This is a genomic window from Lichenibacterium dinghuense (assembly GCF_021730615.1).
GTDB lineage: Bacteria > Pseudomonadota > Alphaproteobacteria > Rhizobiales > Beijerinckiaceae > Lichenihabitans > Lichenihabitans dinghuensis.
Window position 1 is genome coordinate 1765091 of sequence record NZ_JAJLMN010000001.1, and the last position, 15843, is coordinate 1780933.

A 15843-nucleotide genomic window follows, 5' to 3' on the forward strand; every position below is an offset into this window, starting at 1 on the left:
GGCGGGCCATCCATAAAAGGGGGTCTCGGGGCCGGAGCGAGACGAGCGTGAAGCGCTGGGCCGCTCTCGTGGCGGCTACGGCACCAAGGCCTGCATGATCTGCGACGGCCGCGGCCGGCCCGTGGCGTTCCGCCTCGTGCCCGGGCAGGCGCACGAGTTGCCGCAGGCCGGCCCCTTGCTGGCGGGTCTGCCGCGGGCGCCGCAATGGGTGGTGGCCGACAAAGGCTATGCGGCCCACAGCTTCCGCGACGCGATCTGGGACATGGGCTCCAGACCCGCCGTCCCGACCAAGAGCAACGAGGCGCCCGTCCGCTGTCCGGCCTGGATCTACAACAACCGTCACCAGATCGAGAACGCCTGGGCGCGCCTCAAGGAATGGCGGGCCGTCGCGGCCCGCTACGAAAAGACTGCCGCATCCTTCATGGGTGTGCTCTGCCTCGCCGCCGTCGTGCAATGGATCAAGCCCTAACAGGCCCTAGCGCATGGCGGACTTCAGGAGTGTCAGCTTCCTGGCAGTCCATTTGCACAATGGGACTCTTGCACCAAACGACGACATCCTGCGATAGGCATTATTGAAAACGATTATGTAATTTCGTGGAAAGGGTGCAAATGCCTGCACTTCGCAGCATCAACTCTTCAAACGTTCTCTCAGTACCTCCGAATGTCTCGACAGTTGCCCTCGGATAGACGTCTCGCCAACGCCTCCCATTTTCTTCCTCGCCAGCCTCGCATACCCGCTAATGAAACTGCGCGGGCCGAGATGGGAGTGACGCGCCAGAACCTCACGCTGGTGTAGTACCTTCCGCCCCTTGATCTCCCCGTGCTTGGCCAGCTTCAACCTCTGCTTGGCCACCCTGACGCCATTCCGCATGCGCCGGTAATACCGAGCCAGCGTTCCGCTCCGGATCAGCGCCCGGCGGCCATCGAAGGTGAAACCGAGATACTGGAGCGGTTTGACCCGACCTGTCACGGGGCAAGGCAAAAGCGCCGGACCCGGTTTCGAGAACAGCGCCTCCTCCCGCTTTTGTTCGTTCAGCCACAGGGTCCTCCCGTGCAGCTTCAGCGCCCGATTCACCTCGCCTTCGAGAGCGGCGATGTGCTCGGGCGCGCAGAGGATGAGGATGTCGTCAGAATAGCGTCTGTAACTGCCTCCGCATGCATCGACTGCTGCCTTCACGGCCGTATCGAATTCGAGCATCGAAATGTTTGCCGCCGTCGCCGAAAGTGGCGTGCCTTGAGGAATGCCGTGGTTCGCCCTATGGGTGGACAACAGCTTGGAAGGAGCCGCGCTATCGCTTCGGTGGCGGCGGTATTCGTCGATCGAGCATAGGGGGCGCGGCAGGTCGGCGTCCCTCTTCTTCGGCGAGAGGCCAAGCCGCTCAAGCAGATCAGCGCGATCCATCGTCGCGTATCTGGTCAGCGCGCGAAAGACTTTGTAGTGGTCACTGGGCAGTTGCCCCCCGCCGAGCAGGGACGACCAGCAAGCCTTCAAGACCTCATGGCTGATATTATCGAAAAAGCCCTTGATGTCGAGGCAGACCGCCGCGCAATCGCCCCGCGCTTGGATCTCGCGAAAAGCCTCCAGCGCGCGGTCGATATTCGACGAGCCTTTTCGATAACCGATGATGGAATCGCCAAGACCCCGGAGCGCCAACTCGACCTCATATAGTGAGCCCAGACGCTCAGCGTAATATGCGAAAATATATCCGTCGCGGTTTGACGGATAGGCCAGACCTCGCTCCTTGGTGCTCGCGACCGGCTTCTTCTTGCCAAAATCCCGACGGTAACGCCGCTCGCGTTTCGTGAACGAGATAAGCGGCAAGAAATCATGCTGGGCGATCGTCGCGGGATTTGACACCAAGCGAAGAGCGTCCGCCTTCGGAAGGCGGCGATCGACATGGACACGCCCCTTGGCGCTGTACCAGTCGGAGCGTCGAATGATATGGCGCTTTCTCGTTGAGATCAGCATTGGCAAACCCGGGGAAGCAGGGGTGTGCGTATACCCCTCCTTGCGGACGAGGGCCTCCCCGGTGTCTTTGACGCTCCGAAGAACGCCAACGGCTCAGCTCAAAACAGCGTGTCGCGAAACCGCCTATCGATCCTTGCCACACATACTCACGGCCCCAACAGGCCGCGACGCAACAGCCAACGTGCGGTGTTATGCTGACCTCGCGGAGGAGGTCATCGTGAAAGTGCTCAGCAACATCGTCGCTCGGCTCGGCATGTGCGTCATCCGCGCATGCGTCGAAGCCGTCGCGAACTGGTCGCTTGACACCGTCAACACCATCCCCTGACGCAGATCGCCAGGGCTGGGCTTACATGGGAGGTGAGATGAAAGGTACAAGGGGTCTGCGGAAAAAAAGCGCATTCGGATGGGGGCGCCCAGCAATCGCGGCAATGCGGCTCAGAACGGGAGTTCGTCGTCCTCGACCTTCACCTCTGCCCAAGTGGAAATCACCCGGGACGGCTCTGCACGTCCCTCTGAACGTCCGCAAGATGACGACCCCTGAACGTCGGGACCCGGCGCAAACCGGCTTTCCCTCCCCTCACCCCATGGGCAGGATCTTCCCCGGGTTCATGATGTCGAGCGGGTCGATCGCCCGCTTCACGGCGGCCATCATCGCCAGCGCGGCGGGCGGGTGCTCGTCCTTGAGGTAGCCGGCCTTGCCCTGGCCCACCCCGTGCTCGCCCGTGCAGGTCCCCTCCATGCGGAGCGCGCGGCGCACCAGCCGGTCGAGGAAGGCCTCGACGCGGGCCGTCTCGCCGGCGTCGGTGTCGTCGAACAGGACGCCGAGGTGGAAGTTGCCGTCGCCCACGTGGCCGACGATGGGCGCCACGAGGCCGGAGTCCGCGATGTCGGCCTGCGTCTCGGTCACGCAGTCGGCGAGGCGCGAGATCGGCACGCACAGGTCGGTCGAGATGATCTGCGCGCCCGGCCGAAGCGTCAGGCTGGCCCAGTAGGCGTCGTGCCGCGCCTGCCACAGGCGCGAGCGGTCCTCGGGCTGCGTCGCCCAGTCGAAGGGGCCGCCGCCGAGCTCCCCGGCGATGGCGCCGAAGCTTTCCACCTGCTCGGCCACGGAGGCCGGCGAGCCGGTGAACTCCACGAACAGGGTCGGCACCTCGGGCAGGCCCAGGCGCGAATAGGTGTTGGAGGCGCGCACCTGCGCCTCGTCGAGCAGCTCGATCCGCGCCACCGGGATGCCGGACTGGATGGTGAGGATCGTGGCGTCGCAGGCCGCCTTCACGCTCGGGAAGGGGCACACGCCCGCCGCCGTCGCCTCGGGCAGGCCGCTGAGCTTCAGCGTGATGCCGGTGATGACGCCGAGCGTGCCCTCCGAGCCCACCATCAGCCGCGTGAGGTCGTAGCCGGCCGAGGACTTCTTGGCGCGCCGCGCCGTCTGCATCACCTCGCCCTGCGGGGTGACGATCTCCAGGGCCAGCACGTTGTCCTTCATGGTGCCGTAGCGCACCGCGCCCGTGCCGGAGGCGCGCGTCGCCACCATGCCGCCGAGCGAGGCGTCCGCGCCGGGGTCGACGGGGAAGAACAGGCCGTGGTGGCGCAGGTGGGCGTTCAGCGCCTTGCGGGTGACGCCCGGCTCCACCACGCAGTCGAGGTCCTCGGCGTGGACGGCGAGCACGCGGTCCATGCGGGCGGTGTCGATCGAGATGCCGCCGAAGGGCGCGTTGACGTGGCCCTCCAGCGAGGTGCCGGTGCCGTAGGGGATCACCGGCACGCGGTGCCCGGCGCAGAGCCTCACGATCTCGGCCACCTCGGCGGTGGTGTTCGGGAAGACCACGCCGTCCGGCGCCTCCAACCGGATCTGCGTGCGGGTGTGGCCGTGCTGGTCGAGCACCGAGCGGTTGCGCGAGAAGCGGTCCCCGAAGCGCGCCGCCAGCGCCGCCAGCACCGCGTCGAGCGCGGCCGCGGGCGGGCGGCGGGCCGCGATGAGGGCGGCGCGCGCGTCGTCGTGGATCAGCATGCCCCGTCCCTCCCCCCGATGTTGTCCTCACCCTCCCTCATCCTGAGCCGGGGCCGGAGGCCCCGTGTCGAAGGACGCAGCAGCGGCCCGGTCCCGCGCGGGGAGCGCCTGCGTCCTTCGACACGGCCCTCCGGGCCGGCTCAGGATGAAGGAGGGTGCGAGCGGTCCATCAGCGCGTCAGCCCTCGCGCCGCAGCCGCACGAGGTTGAACAGGCCGAAGGGGCGGATGCGCCGCCGCTCGACGAGCCGCATCCCCGGCGTGTCCCGCACCCAGTCGCCCAGCACCGCGAAGGGGAACTGCGGGTGCCAGCCGAGCGAGGCCGAGCGCTTGCCCAGCCAGCCCTCGACGGCCGCCACCGGCCCCCGGTCGGCGCCGAAGTGGTTGACCAGCACGATCTCGCCGCCCGGCCGCACCACGCGGCGCACCTCGTCCATCATGCGGTGCGGCTCCGGCACCACGGTCAGCACGTAGGGCACCACCGCGGCGTCGAAGGCCCCGTCCGGGAAGGCGAGCCGCGTCGCGTCCATCACCAGGAGGCCGTCCACGTTGGCGAGGTGCTCGCGCTTCACCCGCCGCTGCGCGCCGCGCAGCATCGGCTCCGACAGGTCGATGCCGGTGATCCGCGTGCGGCGCTCGAACATGGGCAGCTCCAGCCCCGTCCCCACCCCGACGTCGACCACGCGCCCGCCCGGCCCCGCGGCCCGGCTCGCCGCCTCGGCGGCCGCGAGCCGCCCCGCGCGCATCACCGCCGCGAAGGCGAGGTCGTAGACCGGCGCCCAGCGCCCGTAGGCCTCGACGACCTGCCCGGCCTCCGTGATGGCCGCCTTGTCCTTGGTCCGCTCGGCCACGCTCACGCGGGAATCCTCTCGATCTCGGCATCGGCGGCCGACACGGTGGCCCGCACCACGCCGCCGCCGAGCACGCGCGCGTCGTCGGCCGTGCCGTCGTAGAACACGCAGGCCTGCCCCGGCGACACGCCGCCCTCGGGCTCCAGGAGCTCGACGCGCGCCCCGTCCGGGCTGCCGCGCAGCACGGCCGGTACGGGCGGGCGGGTCGAGCGCAGCCGCACCGCCACGCGGGCGCCCTCGGCGAAGGCGCCGTCGCCGATCCAGTTGACGTCGCGCAGGCTCACCGCGGCGGTGCCGAGCGCCGCGCGCGGCCCGACGACGACGCGCCCCCGCTCCGCGTCGAGCCGCAGCACGAACAGCGGCTCGCCGCCGCCGGCGGTGGATTCGGCGAGGCCGAGCCCGCGGCGCTGGCCCACCGTGTAGTTCATAATGCCGCCGTGCCGCCCGAGCACGCGCCCGCCGAGGTCGACGATGTCGCCCCCCTGCCCCGCCTCGGGCCGGAGCCTGGCGATGAGGTCGGTGTAGCGGCCCGTCGGCACGAAGCAGATGTCCTGGCTGTCGGCCTTGTCGGCCACCGCGAGGCCGAAGCGCCGCGCGAGCTCGCGCGTCTCGGCCTTGGTCATCCCGCCGAGCGGGAAGCGCAGACAGTCGAGCTGCGCCTGCGTCGTGGCGTAGAGGAAGTAGCTCTGGTCCCGCTCGCGCTCGCGCGCCCGGTGGAGCGCCCGGTGGCCGCCCGCCGCCGCGCGGGACTGCACGTAGTGGCCCGTCGCCATGGCGTCGGCGCCGAGGTCCAACGCCGTGTCGAGCAGGTCGGCGAACTTGACGTGCTGGTTGCAGCTCACGCAGGGGATCGGCGTCTCGCCCGCGAGGTAGCTGTCCGCGAAGGGCGCGATCACCCGCTCGCGGAAGCGGCTCTCGTAGTCGAGCACGTAATGCGGGATGCCGAGCCGCGCCGCCACGGCGCGGGCGTCGTGGATGTCCCGCCCCGCGCAGCAGCTCTTGGCGCGCGTGCCGGAGGCCTCGCCCCCGCCGTAGAGCTGCAGCGTGATGCCGACGACGTCGTAGCCCTGCTCGTGCAGCAGCGCCGCCACCACCGACGAATCCACGCCGCCCGACATGGCCACCACGACCCGCGTTTCGGCGGGCGGCTTCGCGATGTCGAGCGAGTTGGGGATAAGTGTGTGATCCATCGGCAACAGCGGCGCGGAACCCTCGGGGTGCATCCGGGCATCTAGCCCCTCCCGGACCCTTTATCCAGCCCCGCCGGACCTGAACGGGAGCCGGCCGAAACGGGGCGAAAATCCGGCATCCACCAGGGGCAAGCCTCGCGCAAGCCGGCCGTCCGGCAGGTCTGGCACACCGGGCCAAAGCGGCTCTTCACCGCTTCGAAACCAAAAACCTATTGGAATGCAAGGCGTTGGAGTGACCAACTCTTAAGCCGCCGCACCTAGCGTCTGATCGTTCGCAAGAGTCGAGTTCGCGAGTGACACAATGGTAGACATGCATCGCCCCCGGGCGAAATACGTGATCGGGCCGGACGGCAGCCCCCTCACGATCGCCGACCTCCCCCCGCCCTCCACGAAGCGCTGGGTGATCCGGCGCAAGGCCGAGGTGGTCGCGGCGGTGCGCGGCGGCCTGCTGTCGCTGGAGGAGGCCTGCTCGCGCTACACGCTCACCGTGGACGAGTTCCTGTCCTGGCAGATGTCGATCGACCAGCACGGCCTGGCCGGCCTGCGCACCACCCGGATCCAGCACTACAGGCAGTGATGCCCGGACGCGCGGACGAACCCGACGGGCGCATGCGGACCGCCCGGACGGCGCATCGGACGCGAAAAAGCCGCCCGTGAGGGCGGCTTTCGTCGTTCCGGCGTCCGCGTCGCGGGCGGGTGTCAGGCTTGGCGCTGCACCAGCTGCACGCGGGACGGGCCCATGGCGGCGGCGAGGCCGTCGGCCGCGGGAGCCTCGGTGGCGGCCGGGGCGGCGCCGAGATCGCTCCACTCCTTGCGGACGGCCGACACCTCGGATTCCTTCTTCTTCACGACCTGCGAGCGCAGGGCGTTCCAGTGCTGCTCCACCATGGTGGAGATGGCCTGGCTGAGGACGGCGTAGCCCGGATGGTCGCTGCCGGCGGTCCATTCCACCGTCACAGTGCCGGGGTCGGTCACGTCGGCGGGAAACAGCTTGAGGGACTCGAGCTCGTCCAGCCGGTCGGCCAGGGCGCGAAGGAGCGAGGCTTCACTCATCGGGACTCTCCGTCATCACTGGGGGCGGCGCGCGGGCCATCCCGTTCCTGCTTGATCCGGGCGGCGGCGCGCCGCCCGGCGTCCCCTGGGGGCCACGGTCACGGAGTCTGACCGGGGGTGGTTGACGAAAGGTTACCGGGACGGCGCGAAAGCGGAGGACCGATTCGCCCCGACATTCGCCCCGCGGTCGCCCACGCGATGCGTGCCGCGCGGCGGGGCGCCGGCGGCCGGAAGGGTCGGGGTCGAGCCGTTTTCGAGAGGCCCAAGCCTTTCGCGGGATCCGGAGCCGCGCCCCGGAGGCCGGTGATGCGGGGCGGCGCCCCGCACTCCGCCGAAGGGCGAAGCCCCTCGGGGGACGGGTTCAGGCGGCCTGCGACTTCAGGAAGTTGCGGGTGTCGAAGGACGTGACGATCTTGTCGTAGAAGCATTCGAGCCAGTCGCGCGCCTCCTTGGCGTTGCGCTCGGCCGCCTCGGCGCGGCGCTCGGCCGCCTCGGCGCGCTGGCGCAGCTCTTCGAGCTTGTTCTCGCTGCCCGCGGCCCGCACCTCCCACTCGCGCGCCTGGGCGTAGGCGACCGCGATGTCCTTCTCGGCGCGGTCGGCGACGCCCTTGGCGTAGTCCTCGACCTGCTGGTAGCGCGACTGCATGAGGTCCATCGCCTTCGAGGCGCGGTTCAGCATGTCGAGCGCGGCGTCGAGGTCCGGCGGGGTGACGCGGCGGGGCTCGGCGCCCGGCGCGCGCACGCGCTCGGGGGCCGGCTGCGGCTGGGGGGCGGGCTGCGCCGCCGTCAGCCGAAAGATGTTGTCGAGGTCCTGTCCGACGCTGCGCTCGCCCCGGGCGGCGCCGTCCGACGAATCCTGGGTGCGGAGGAACGGGTGATGGGGCGACATGGGGGCCTCGCGGGTGTCCGAACAGCTCGTTAACTGACCTTCACTCTCCGCATCCATGGTTAACAAGCCGTTTACCCGCCCGCCCGCGGGCTCCGAAATCCCAGAACGGCCCGCCACACGGCCGCGACCACGAGCCAAGTGAGCAGCGCCGCCAGCAGCGTGTCGGACAGGAAATGCCCGCCGAACCCCATGCGCAGCAGCCCGGTGGCGGCGGCGTAGAGGAGGGCCGCCGCGAGCGCGGGCCTGCGGAACGGCGGCGCCACCATCAGGGCCGGGGCCACGCTCCAGAAGGACGAGGCCCCCTCCCCCGACACGAAGGAGCAGTTGCGCGCGCAATCCCCGCCGGGCAGCCCCACGGGACGGAAGCGCTCGGTGCCGCCGAACTCCGCCACCTGCACGGGGCGCGGCCGGTGCCAGTGGTCCTTCAGCGCCACGTTGACCAGCAGGCCCGGCCCCAGCGCGAGGCTCAGCGCCAGCGCCAGCAGCGCCCGGCCGGTGGGCGCCGGCACGCGCGGGCCGCTCCGCCGCAGGGTGTAGAGCAGGCCCGCGCCGAGCAGCAGCGCGAAGGGCGCGAGGGAGAACAGCCGCCGCAGCGTCTCGCCGGCGGGCGTCACGGCGGCGAAGCGCCCCTCCCCCGCGTAGAAGAAGCCCGCCGCCGCGAGGTCGAGCCCGGGGACGAGCGCGAAGACGGCGACCACGGCGACGGCCAGCGCCAGCGCCAGCGCGACGCCGCGGTTCGACACCATGAAGGGGAGCCGCGCATCCCCGCCCTCGATCCCCATGTCGTCCCCGTTTGCGTCCCGCCCGGCCCGCGCTTAAGCCGGCGCGGGACCTATACGCGAGGGGCGCCGGCGCATGAACCTGTCGAGCGAAGAGATCGAGCGCTACGCCCGCCACATCGTGCTGCGCGAGATCGGCGGCCCCGGCCAGGCGCGGCTGAAGGGAGCGCGCGTGCTGGTGGTCGGCGCGGGCGGGCTCGGCGCGCCCGTGCTGCAGTATCTCGCCGCGGCCGGCGTCGGCACGCTCGGCGCGGTGGACCACGACCACGTGTCGCTGTCGAACCTGCAGCGGCAGGTGGTCTTCGCCACCGGCGACGTCGGCCGGCCCAAGGTCGAGGCCGCCGCCGAGGCCCTGAGCCGCCTCAACCCCCACGTCGCGCTGGAGCTCCACCCCCACCGCATCGGGGACGACAACGCGGAAGCGCTCGCGTCCCGCTACGACGTCGTGGTGGACGGCTCCGACAACTGGGCGACGCGCTACGCCGTGTCGGACGCCTGCTTCCGGGCGCGGCGGCCGCTGGTGACGGGCTCAGTCGGCACCTTCGACGGCGCCGTGACGGTGCTGAAGCCCCACGAGGCGGGGCCGGACGGGCGCCCGAACCCCACCTACCGCTGCCTGTTTCCGTCTCCGCCCCCGGACGGCTCCGTGCCGACCTGCGCCGAGGCCGGCGTGCTCGGGGCTTTGACCGGGCTCGTCGGCTCGCTGATGGCCCTGGAGGCGATCCGCTGCATCGTGCCCTTCGGCGAGGGGCTGGTCGGGCGGCTGCTGCTCGTCGACGCGCGCTCGATGCGCTTCGAAACGCTGCGCTACGCCTGGGACCCGGAGAACCCGCTGAACGGCGAGGCGGCCGGCTGACCGGCGGCACGTGAAAGGACCATCGCCATGGCGCCCCTGCTCTACGACCACCCGCTCTCCTCCTACAGCCAGAAGGTCAAGATCGCGCTGCGCGAGAAGGGCGTGGCGTTCCGAGCCGAGCTGCCGGAGGGCTTCGGCACCGGCCGCCGCGACGGCGCCTTCGCGGAAGCCTCGCCGCGCGGCGAGGTGCCGGCGCTGCTCGACGGCGGGCTCGCGATCTTCGATTCCACGGTGATCCTCGAATATGTCGAGGACCGCTGGCCGGAGCCGCCGCTGCTCCCGCGCGATCCCGCCGCGCGGGCGCGGGCGCGCATGGTCGAGGAGGTCTGCGACGCGCAATACGAGGCGATCAACTGGGGCTTCGGCGAGATCCTGTGGTTCCGCCGGGCGACCGGCGCCCTCGCCGAGGAGATGCGCGCCACCGCGGCGCGCCAGACGCGGGTGATGCAGGGCTGGCTCGCGGAGCGGCTCGGCGGCGCGCCCTGGCTCGGCGGCGACGCCTTCGGCTGGGCCGACGCCGCGGCGGCGCCGATGGTCAACCGCTCGGTCCACTACGGGCTCGGCCCGGAGCCGGGCTCCCCGCTCGCCCTGTGGCACGCGCGGCTCCGGACACGGCCGTCCGTGGCGGAAACGTTCCGCGAGTTCGACGCCGCCGCGGAGCGCATGGCGGCGGCCTCCGAACTCTACACCACCGGCGGCCGGCGCCGCGAATACCGCGACCACCGGCTCGACTGGATGGTGCGCTCGGGCGGGCTGTCGATCGTGGAAGCGGGCCTCCGGGACGGCAACATCCGCTTCTCGTGGCCGGACTGAGCCGGGACCCGGCCGGCCGGTGCGGACCGCCGGTGCCTCACCGGAACGAGCGCGTCGGAGGCCCGCCCTCCCCCTGGATCGGCCTCGCCGCGACGGGCGGACGGCGCCCCGTGGCGGCCGTCTCCGCCACGACGAAATCCATGCGAAACAGGATCAGGCCGACGTCGTCCGTCACGGTGATGCACCAGTCTTCGCCGAGGTCGGACCGGATGCCGGCGTCCTTGATGATGTCCCCGGCGAGCTTCAGCGCCTCGGCACGGGCGATCACGATGTCGTGAAACACCGTCCCCTCCTCGTCGATCTGTTCGACGCCGTCGTGAACGTGGAAGAAGTATCGAGGCATGGAGGCCACCAGTCCGAGCACGCTCTCCTTTTAAGAGTTTCCCGACGAAGCTCATTCACCTTTCATGGAGTTGCGACGCCCTGGCGCAGCAGAATTGCCGGAACGCCCGATCGATCCGTCGAACAACAGGGATCGCACCTCCATCCGGACCGTCGAATATTGTTCGAGGGCGGGCCCGGGCCTCGATCGGCCGGCCTGCGCGGGAACCGGATAGCGCCCGACCGGCGCGGGTCGCCGCCGCCTTGTCGACGGCGCCGAGCACGGCCAGCACCGCGAGCCCGTCCGCCGCCGCGAAACAGGCGGGCCTCGGTCGAGGCCTCGGGGCAGACCACCGGCTCGATGCCGGCGCCGCGCAGCCGGTCGAGCCCGTCGGCGTGGACGGGCTGCCCGATCAGGCGGCGCGGAGCCGTCGCGGCGATCGACGGACGGCCCGCACGGACAGGCACGGCGGTGACGGACCGCGCGCCGGTGGGCGAACACCGCACGGGTTTCGAGCGTTGCAACCCCGTCATCGAAGGGAGTTCCTCATGCGTTCCATCGTCCTCGCCGTCGCGGCCCTGGCCTTCCTCGGCACCGTCGACGCCGCCTCGGCGGGCTGCCTCACCGGCGCCGCGGTCGGCGCCGTCGCGGGCCACATGGCCGGCCACGGCAAGATGGGCGCCGCCGCCGGCTGCGCGGTCGGCCACCACAACGCCAAGAAGAAGGGCTGAGGTCCGCGGAGGCGGGCCCCGGCCCGCCTCACCCGGGGCGCTCAGGCGCCCCGGCGCGTCCTGAGCACGCGGATGCCGACGCTGCGGCAGTCCGGATACACGTCCACCTTGCGGACGTAGACCTCCACGGCCGCCACGTCGCGCGGCGCGAGGCACAGGGCGGCGACCCGCTCGGCCAGCGTTTCCTGCAGCGCGACGTGCGGCTCCCCCGCCAGGGCGGCGATGCCGCGGTGGATCGCGTCGTAGTCCACCACCTCGGCGAGGTCGTCCGCGCCGAGCGGCGCCGCCGGCACCACCAGCAGCTCCGCCGAGATCCGCACCCGCTGCGGCGCGTGGCGCTCGGCCTCGTAGGCGCCGATGCGGATCGCGAGCTCGATGTCCTCGAAGACGATCACGCGCGCCGCCTCGTCGTTGGACAGCAGCGCGGCGCGCAGGCTCGGGAAGGGCGACACGGGCGGCTCCGTCAGGGGATCGGGACATGTCGCACCCGGTCCGCCTCCTCCACCACCCTTCGGGCGGTCCCCCTGCTCCGCGAGCGGAGGAGGATCAGGCGGCGACCGGGAAGCGCGGTGGAGGGGGCGGACCGGGTGCGGCCTCTCAGCTTCATGCGCTCAGATCGCGAAACCCTCGCCTCGCGCCAGCGCGGCCAGGTCCGCGACCGGGCGGGCGCCGACGTGGGCGATGATCTCGGCCGCCGCGATGGCGCCGAGCCGGGCGCAGTCGGCCGCGTCGCGCCCGCGCGCCAGCCCGGCCAGGAAGCCGGCCGCGAAGAGGTCGCCCGCGCCCGTCGAGTCCACGACGGCCTCGACCGGCGAGGCCGGCACGGCGCGCACGCGCCCGCCCTCGACCGCCACGGCGCCCTCGGCGCCGCGCGTCACGGCGGCGAGCGCGCAGTCGGCGCCGAGCGCCGTCACGGCGGCGTCGAAGTCCGCCGTCTCGTAGAGGGCCAGCAGCTCGGCCTCGTTCGCGAAGACGATGTCGACCTTCTTCGAGCGGATGAGGTCGAGGAACTCGTCGCGGTAGCGGCCGACGCACAAGCTGTCGGACAGCGACAGCGCCACGCGACGGCCGGCCGCGTGGGCGAGCTCGGACGCCTTGCGAAAGGCGTCCTTGGCGTGGGGCGGGTCCCACAGGTAGCCTTCGAGGTAGATGACGCCCGCGGAGGCCACCAGCGCCGGGTCGACGTCGTCGGGGGTCAGGTTCTGGCAGGCGCCGAGGTAGGTGTTCATGGTGCGCTGCCCGTCGGGCGTCACCAGGATGTAGGAGCGGGCCGTGGCGGGGCCGTCGGCGGCCGGGGCGGTCGCGAAGCCGACGCCGGTCGCGCGCAGGTCGCGGGTGAAGTAGCCGCCCACCTCGTCGTCCCGCACCTTGCCGACGAAGGCCGCCGCCGCGCCGAGCCGCGCCGCGCCCACCGCCGTGTTGGCCGCCGAGCCGCCCGACACGATGGCGGTCCGGCCCATGGCGCCGTAGAGCGCCTCGGCGCGCGCCTCGTCGATGAGGTTCATGCCGCCCTTGGCGATCCCGCGCTCCGTCAGGAAGGCGTCGTCGACGGTGGCGAGGACGTCGACGATGGCGTTCCCCAGGCAGAGGAGGTCGAGGGCTCTAGCGGTCATGCGGGCTCGCGCGGCGATGGGGAGGGCCGCCGCGTCTCGCACCATCGCGCGCCCGCGGTCAAGCCGGGCGGGTCACGTCGGGGAGCCGCCGGCCGGGCGCTCGGCCGCGATCCGCTCAGCCCCGGCGACGAAGCCGGACAGGAGCCGCGTCATCTCGGCCGTGACGGCGGGCGGCGCCGTGCGGGGCGAGCCCGCCGCGAAGGGCGGGTGAGGGTCGTATTCGCAGCCGAGCTGGACCAGTTCGGCATAGTCGGCGCCGCGGAGGTCGGCCAGGATCTCCAGCCCGAGGTCGAGCCCCGCGGTGACGCCGGCGCCCGTGATCCTGTTGCGGTCGCGCACCACGCGGGCCTCGGTCGGCACGGCGCCGAAGCCGGCCAGAGCGCCGCGGGCCGCCCAGTGCGAAGTCGCCCGGTAGCCGCGCAGCAGCCCCGCGGCGGCCAGCAGCAGGGAGCCCGTGCACACGGAGGCGACGAGCCCCGCGCGGGCCCCGCGGTCGGCCAGGAAGGCGAGGGTGTCGGCGTCCCGCATGGCCGCGAGCGTGCCGTCCGTGCCGCCGGGCGCGAACAGGATCGCGAGGTCGGACGGGCAGGACGCGAAGTCGAGCGTCGGCGTGAGCACCAGACCCGTGTCGCTCGTCACCGGCGCCAGCGTCCTGCCGACGAGGTGGACCCGGCATCCGTCGAGCGCCGCGAACATGTATTGCGGCCCGACGAGGTCGAGCGCCGTCAGGCCGGGGTAGACCAGCATCGCGACGTCGCGCGTCCCGCTCGCCGTGGGAGCCGCCTCGGCGGCGGGCGCCTGCGCGCGGGCTGCCGCGGCCGCGCCGAACGGGGCCAGCAGGGCCAGCAGCGCCGCCGATCGGCGGTCGATGCCCACCGTCAGGCGGCGCGGACCCGCGACGGCCCGGCGAGCTCGGCGGCCCGGGTCTCGCATTCCTCCGCGAGGGCCTTCAGCGCCTCGGCGGCGCGCTGGTCCAGCGACTGGGCCGCGAGGCGGCGGCAGCGCAGCGCCTTGGTGAGGAGCGCCTGCGCTTCGGCGCCGGCCACGCCCGGGAGGGATCTGAGATCGTCGGTCATCGCGATATCCGAGTGTGGAACCCTCAACGGCCGACCGGCGATAAGGTTCGGCCCCGCGGGCCGCGACGCCGCGTCGGCGGCCCGGCCGTGGCGACCGCGCCACGGAGACACGAAAGCGCTTGCGCCGATGGATCCGGACCGCGCCGCGCCGGTTGACCGCGGGCGCGCAGCGCGGCCCGGGCGGGGCCGGCGCGCCATCCACCGGAGCCTTCCGACCATGACCCTTCGCTTCCCGACCCTCGCCGCCGCGGCCCTGCTCGCCGGCGCGGCCCTGGCGCCCTCCGCCGCGCTCGCCGGCCCGGTGGGCCAGCTGTTCTGCAACGTGTCGGGCGGCACCGGCTTCGTGATCACCTCCAGCAAGGGGCTGAACTGCGAATATTCGCCGGCCAACGGCGGACCCCGGCAGCATTACGTCGGCACCATCAACAGCTTCGGGCTGCACCTCGGCACGCAGGGCCCCGGCCAGCTCACCTGGGACGTGGCGTCGGTCGGCGGCGCCGTGGGCCCGGGCGCGCTCGCGGGCTCGTTCAAGGGCGCCTCGGCCTCGGCCAGCGTCGGCGCGGGCATCGGCACCAACGCGCTGTTCGGCGGGCTGAACGGCGGCCTCACCCTGCAGCCCCTGTCGGTGCAGACCGAGACCGGCGTGAACGTCGCCGCCGGCGTCACCGACATGACGCTGGACTACGCGCCCTGAGGGCGCGGATCCCGGTCAGAACTTGAAGCCCATCCCCGGCGTCAGCCCGCCGCTGCCGCCGAGGGTGACCCCGGCGGAGGTCGCATCGGCGTCGGGCGCCGCCTCGTCGGGCTTCGCCGTGAAGAAGGCCCTGCGCCGCCGCTCGAGCGACGAGGCCTCGGTCTCGCCGCCCCCGATCGGCGCGGAGCCGGCCGCCGATGCCGCGGCGCTCTCGGCCGAAGGCTTGGCGGCCTTCTTGGCATGCGCCTTCCGGGGCTTCGCCGCGGTCCTGGCCGTCGGCGCGGGGGCGGCCCGCGGCGTCGGCGCGTCCGCGGCCTGAGCGAAGGCGGGACGCGGGATCAGGCCGAGCGACGCGACGGCCAGCACGATCGCGATGCGTCGGGTCGCCATAGGACTTCTCCTCGTGGGCCGCGGCGGCCCGGAGCCCGCATCCCTGGCGCGCCGGTGTGACGCGCCCGTGTCGGCGGCGTTTCAGCCCCGCGTCGACGGCCCGCCCGTGTCAGCGGGCGATGAAAGCCGCCCGCGCCCGCTCGACCGCGTCCCGGTTCTGTTCCGCCCAGATCCACACGCCGCAGAAGGCCGCTCCGAGGCTGCGCCCGAGGTCGGTCAGCGCGTAGTCGACGCGGGGCGGGATCACCGGATGCACGGTGCGGCGCACGAGGCCGTCGCATTCCATCTGCCGCACCGTCTTGGTGAGCATCTTCTGGCTGATGCCGCCGACGTGCCGTCCGAGTTCCGTGAAGCGCAGCGTTCCCTGCTCCTCCAGCACATCCAGGATCAGCATGGTCCACCGGTCGGCCACCTTGCCGATGATGTCGTGCACCAGCGCTTCCACGGCGGGGTCGACGTCGTCCGGGATCGGGTCGCAGGGGCGCACAGCGGTCGCGGAATCGGGCTCGGTCCGGGGCATGGGTCACTCTCCATTCGGTGCGTATGGATCTCCGAAGTGCCTTCTTACCACCGGAGAGTGACGACCCTATCCTGCGGGCCTCGACAGC

Annotated in this window: 19 protein-coding genes and 1 pseudogene; 6 read left to right on the forward strand and 14 right to left on the reverse strand. The window is 72.2% G+C overall.

Features of this window, described 5'->3' with window-relative positions:
- Positions 1 to 16: 16 nt before the first annotated feature.
- Positions 17 to 469 (forward strand): annotated as a pseudogene (locus tag L7N97_RS08480) (IS5 family transposase); the annotation flags it as partial.
- A 159-nt stretch (positions 470 to 628) separates the two neighbouring features.
- Here the strand turns inward: L7N97_RS08480 and drt2 are convergent.
- The 4 genes from drt2 to mnmA all read right to left on the reverse strand — a co-directional run bounded on the left by drt2 (position 629) and on the right by mnmA (position 6004).
- A complete protein-coding gene (gene drt2, locus L7N97_RS08485) occupies positions 629 to 1969 on the reverse strand; it encodes an antiviral reverse transcriptase Drt2 (RefSeq protein WP_237477881.1) in 1341 nt (446 codons plus the stop codon).
- A gap of 577 nt (positions 1970 to 2546) precedes the next feature.
- On the reverse strand, positions 2547 to 3980 hold the full coding sequence (locus L7N97_RS08490; protein WP_237477882.1) for an FAD-binding oxidoreductase: 1434 nt from the start codon (positions 3978 to 3980) through the stop codon (positions 2547 to 2549).
- A 177-nt stretch (positions 3981 to 4157) separates the two neighbouring features.
- Entirely contained in the window at positions 4158 to 4835 is a 678-nt protein-coding gene (locus L7N97_RS08495) for a class I SAM-dependent methyltransferase (RefSeq protein ID WP_309242771.1), read from the reverse strand.
- Complete coding sequence (mnmA, locus tag L7N97_RS08500) at positions 4832 to 6004, reverse strand: tRNA 2-thiouridine(34) synthase MnmA (protein ID WP_237482115.1); 1173 nt, start codon at positions 6002 to 6004, stop codon at positions 4832 to 4834. The genes L7N97_RS08495 and mnmA overlap by 4 nt, the downstream gene beginning before the upstream one ends.
- Before the next feature lie 316 nt (positions 6005 to 6320).
- Between mnmA and sciP the strand changes: the two genes are divergently transcribed.
- Complete coding sequence (gene sciP, locus L7N97_RS08505) at positions 6321 to 6596, forward strand: CtrA inhibitor SciP (RefSeq protein WP_129222012.1); 276 nt, start codon at positions 6321 to 6323, stop codon at positions 6594 to 6596.
- Between the two features lie 122 nt (positions 6597 to 6718).
- On the opposite strand, the gene L7N97_RS08510 is transcribed toward sciP, so the two are convergent.
- From L7N97_RS08510 to L7N97_RS08520, 3 genes are all read right to left on the reverse strand, one after another.
- Entirely contained in the window at positions 6719 to 7072 is a 354-nt protein-coding gene (locus tag L7N97_RS08510; protein WP_237477883.1) for a hypothetical protein, read from the reverse strand.
- A gap of 361 nt (positions 7073 to 7433) precedes the next feature.
- On the reverse strand, positions 7434 to 7961 hold the full coding sequence (locus L7N97_RS08515; protein WP_237477884.1) for a hypothetical protein: 528 nt from the start codon (positions 7959 to 7961) through the stop codon (positions 7434 to 7436).
- Positions 7962 to 8032: 71 nt separating this feature from the next.
- Positions 8033 to 8743 (reverse strand): phosphatase PAP2 family protein, encoded by a 711-nt coding sequence (locus L7N97_RS08520; protein ID WP_237477885.1) that lies wholly within the window; start codon positions 8741 to 8743, stop codon positions 8033 to 8035.
- 73 nt (positions 8744 to 8816) lie between these two features.
- Here L7N97_RS08520 and L7N97_RS08525 point away from each other — a divergent pair, with 73 nt between their 5' ends.
- Both L7N97_RS08525 and L7N97_RS08530 read left to right on the forward strand, forming a co-directional pair.
- Complete coding sequence (locus L7N97_RS08525; protein ID WP_237477886.1) at positions 8817 to 9596, forward strand: HesA/MoeB/ThiF family protein; 780 nt, start codon at positions 8817 to 8819, stop codon at positions 9594 to 9596.
- Positions 9597 to 9623: 27 nt separating this feature from the next.
- On the forward strand, positions 9624 to 10409 hold the full coding sequence (locus L7N97_RS08530) for a glutathione S-transferase family protein (protein WP_237477887.1): 786 nt from the start codon (positions 9624 to 9626) through the stop codon (positions 10407 to 10409).
- Positions 10410 to 10446: 37 nt separating this feature from the next.
- On the opposite strand, the gene L7N97_RS08535 is transcribed toward L7N97_RS08530, so the two are convergent.
- On the reverse strand, positions 10447 to 10773 hold the full coding sequence (locus L7N97_RS08535) for a DUF6894 family protein (RefSeq protein ID WP_237477888.1): 327 nt from the start codon (positions 10771 to 10773) through the stop codon (positions 10447 to 10449).
- Positions 10774 to 11279: 506 nt separating this feature from the next.
- Here L7N97_RS08535 and L7N97_RS08540 point away from each other — a divergent pair.
- Positions 11280 to 11462, forward strand: coding sequence for a hypothetical protein (locus L7N97_RS08540; RefSeq protein WP_237477889.1), 183 nt, complete (start codon positions 11280 to 11282; stop codon positions 11460 to 11462).
- Between the two features lie 41 nt (positions 11463 to 11503).
- Here L7N97_RS08540 and L7N97_RS08545 read toward each other — a convergent pair whose 3' ends face one another.
- The 4 genes from L7N97_RS08545 to L7N97_RS08560 all read right to left on the reverse strand — a co-directional run bounded on the left by L7N97_RS08545 (position 11504) and on the right by L7N97_RS08560 (position 14151).
- Positions 11504 to 11914 (reverse strand): dihydroneopterin aldolase, encoded by a 411-nt coding sequence (locus tag L7N97_RS08545; RefSeq protein ID WP_237477890.1) that lies wholly within the window; start codon positions 11912 to 11914, stop codon positions 11504 to 11506.
- Positions 11915 to 12073: 159 nt separating this feature from the next.
- On the reverse strand, positions 12074 to 13075 hold the full coding sequence (locus L7N97_RS08550) for an adenosine kinase (protein ID WP_237477891.1): 1002 nt from the start codon (positions 13073 to 13075) through the stop codon (positions 12074 to 12076).
- Positions 13076 to 13147: 72 nt separating this feature from the next.
- A complete protein-coding gene (locus L7N97_RS08555) occupies positions 13148 to 13951 on the reverse strand; it encodes a DJ-1/PfpI family protein (RefSeq protein WP_237477892.1) in 804 nt (267 codons plus the stop codon).
- Positions 13952 to 13953: 2 nt separating this feature from the next.
- Positions 13954 to 14151 (reverse strand): hypothetical protein, encoded by a 198-nt coding sequence (locus L7N97_RS08560; protein ID WP_237477893.1) that lies wholly within the window; start codon positions 14149 to 14151, stop codon positions 13954 to 13956.
- 217 nt (positions 14152 to 14368) lie between these two features.
- Here L7N97_RS08560 and L7N97_RS08565 point away from each other — a divergent pair, with 217 nt between their 5' ends.
- Positions 14369 to 14845 (forward strand): DUF992 domain-containing protein, encoded by a 477-nt coding sequence (locus L7N97_RS08565; RefSeq protein ID WP_237477894.1) that lies wholly within the window; start codon positions 14369 to 14371, stop codon positions 14843 to 14845.
- Between the two features lie 15 nt (positions 14846 to 14860).
- On the opposite strand, the gene L7N97_RS30050 is transcribed toward L7N97_RS08565, so the two are convergent.
- On the reverse strand, positions 14861 to 15235 hold the full coding sequence (locus tag L7N97_RS30050; protein ID WP_305069253.1) for a hypothetical protein: 375 nt from the start codon (positions 15233 to 15235) through the stop codon (positions 14861 to 14863).
- A gap of 109 nt (positions 15236 to 15344) precedes the next feature.
- Positions 15345 to 15755 carry a winged helix-turn-helix transcriptional regulator gene (locus L7N97_RS08575; protein WP_237477895.1) on the reverse strand — a complete coding sequence of 137 codons (411 nt, stop codon included), beginning with the start codon at positions 15753 to 15755 and terminating at the stop codon, positions 15345 to 15347.
- Between the last annotated feature and the right edge of the window lie 88 nt (positions 15756 to 15843).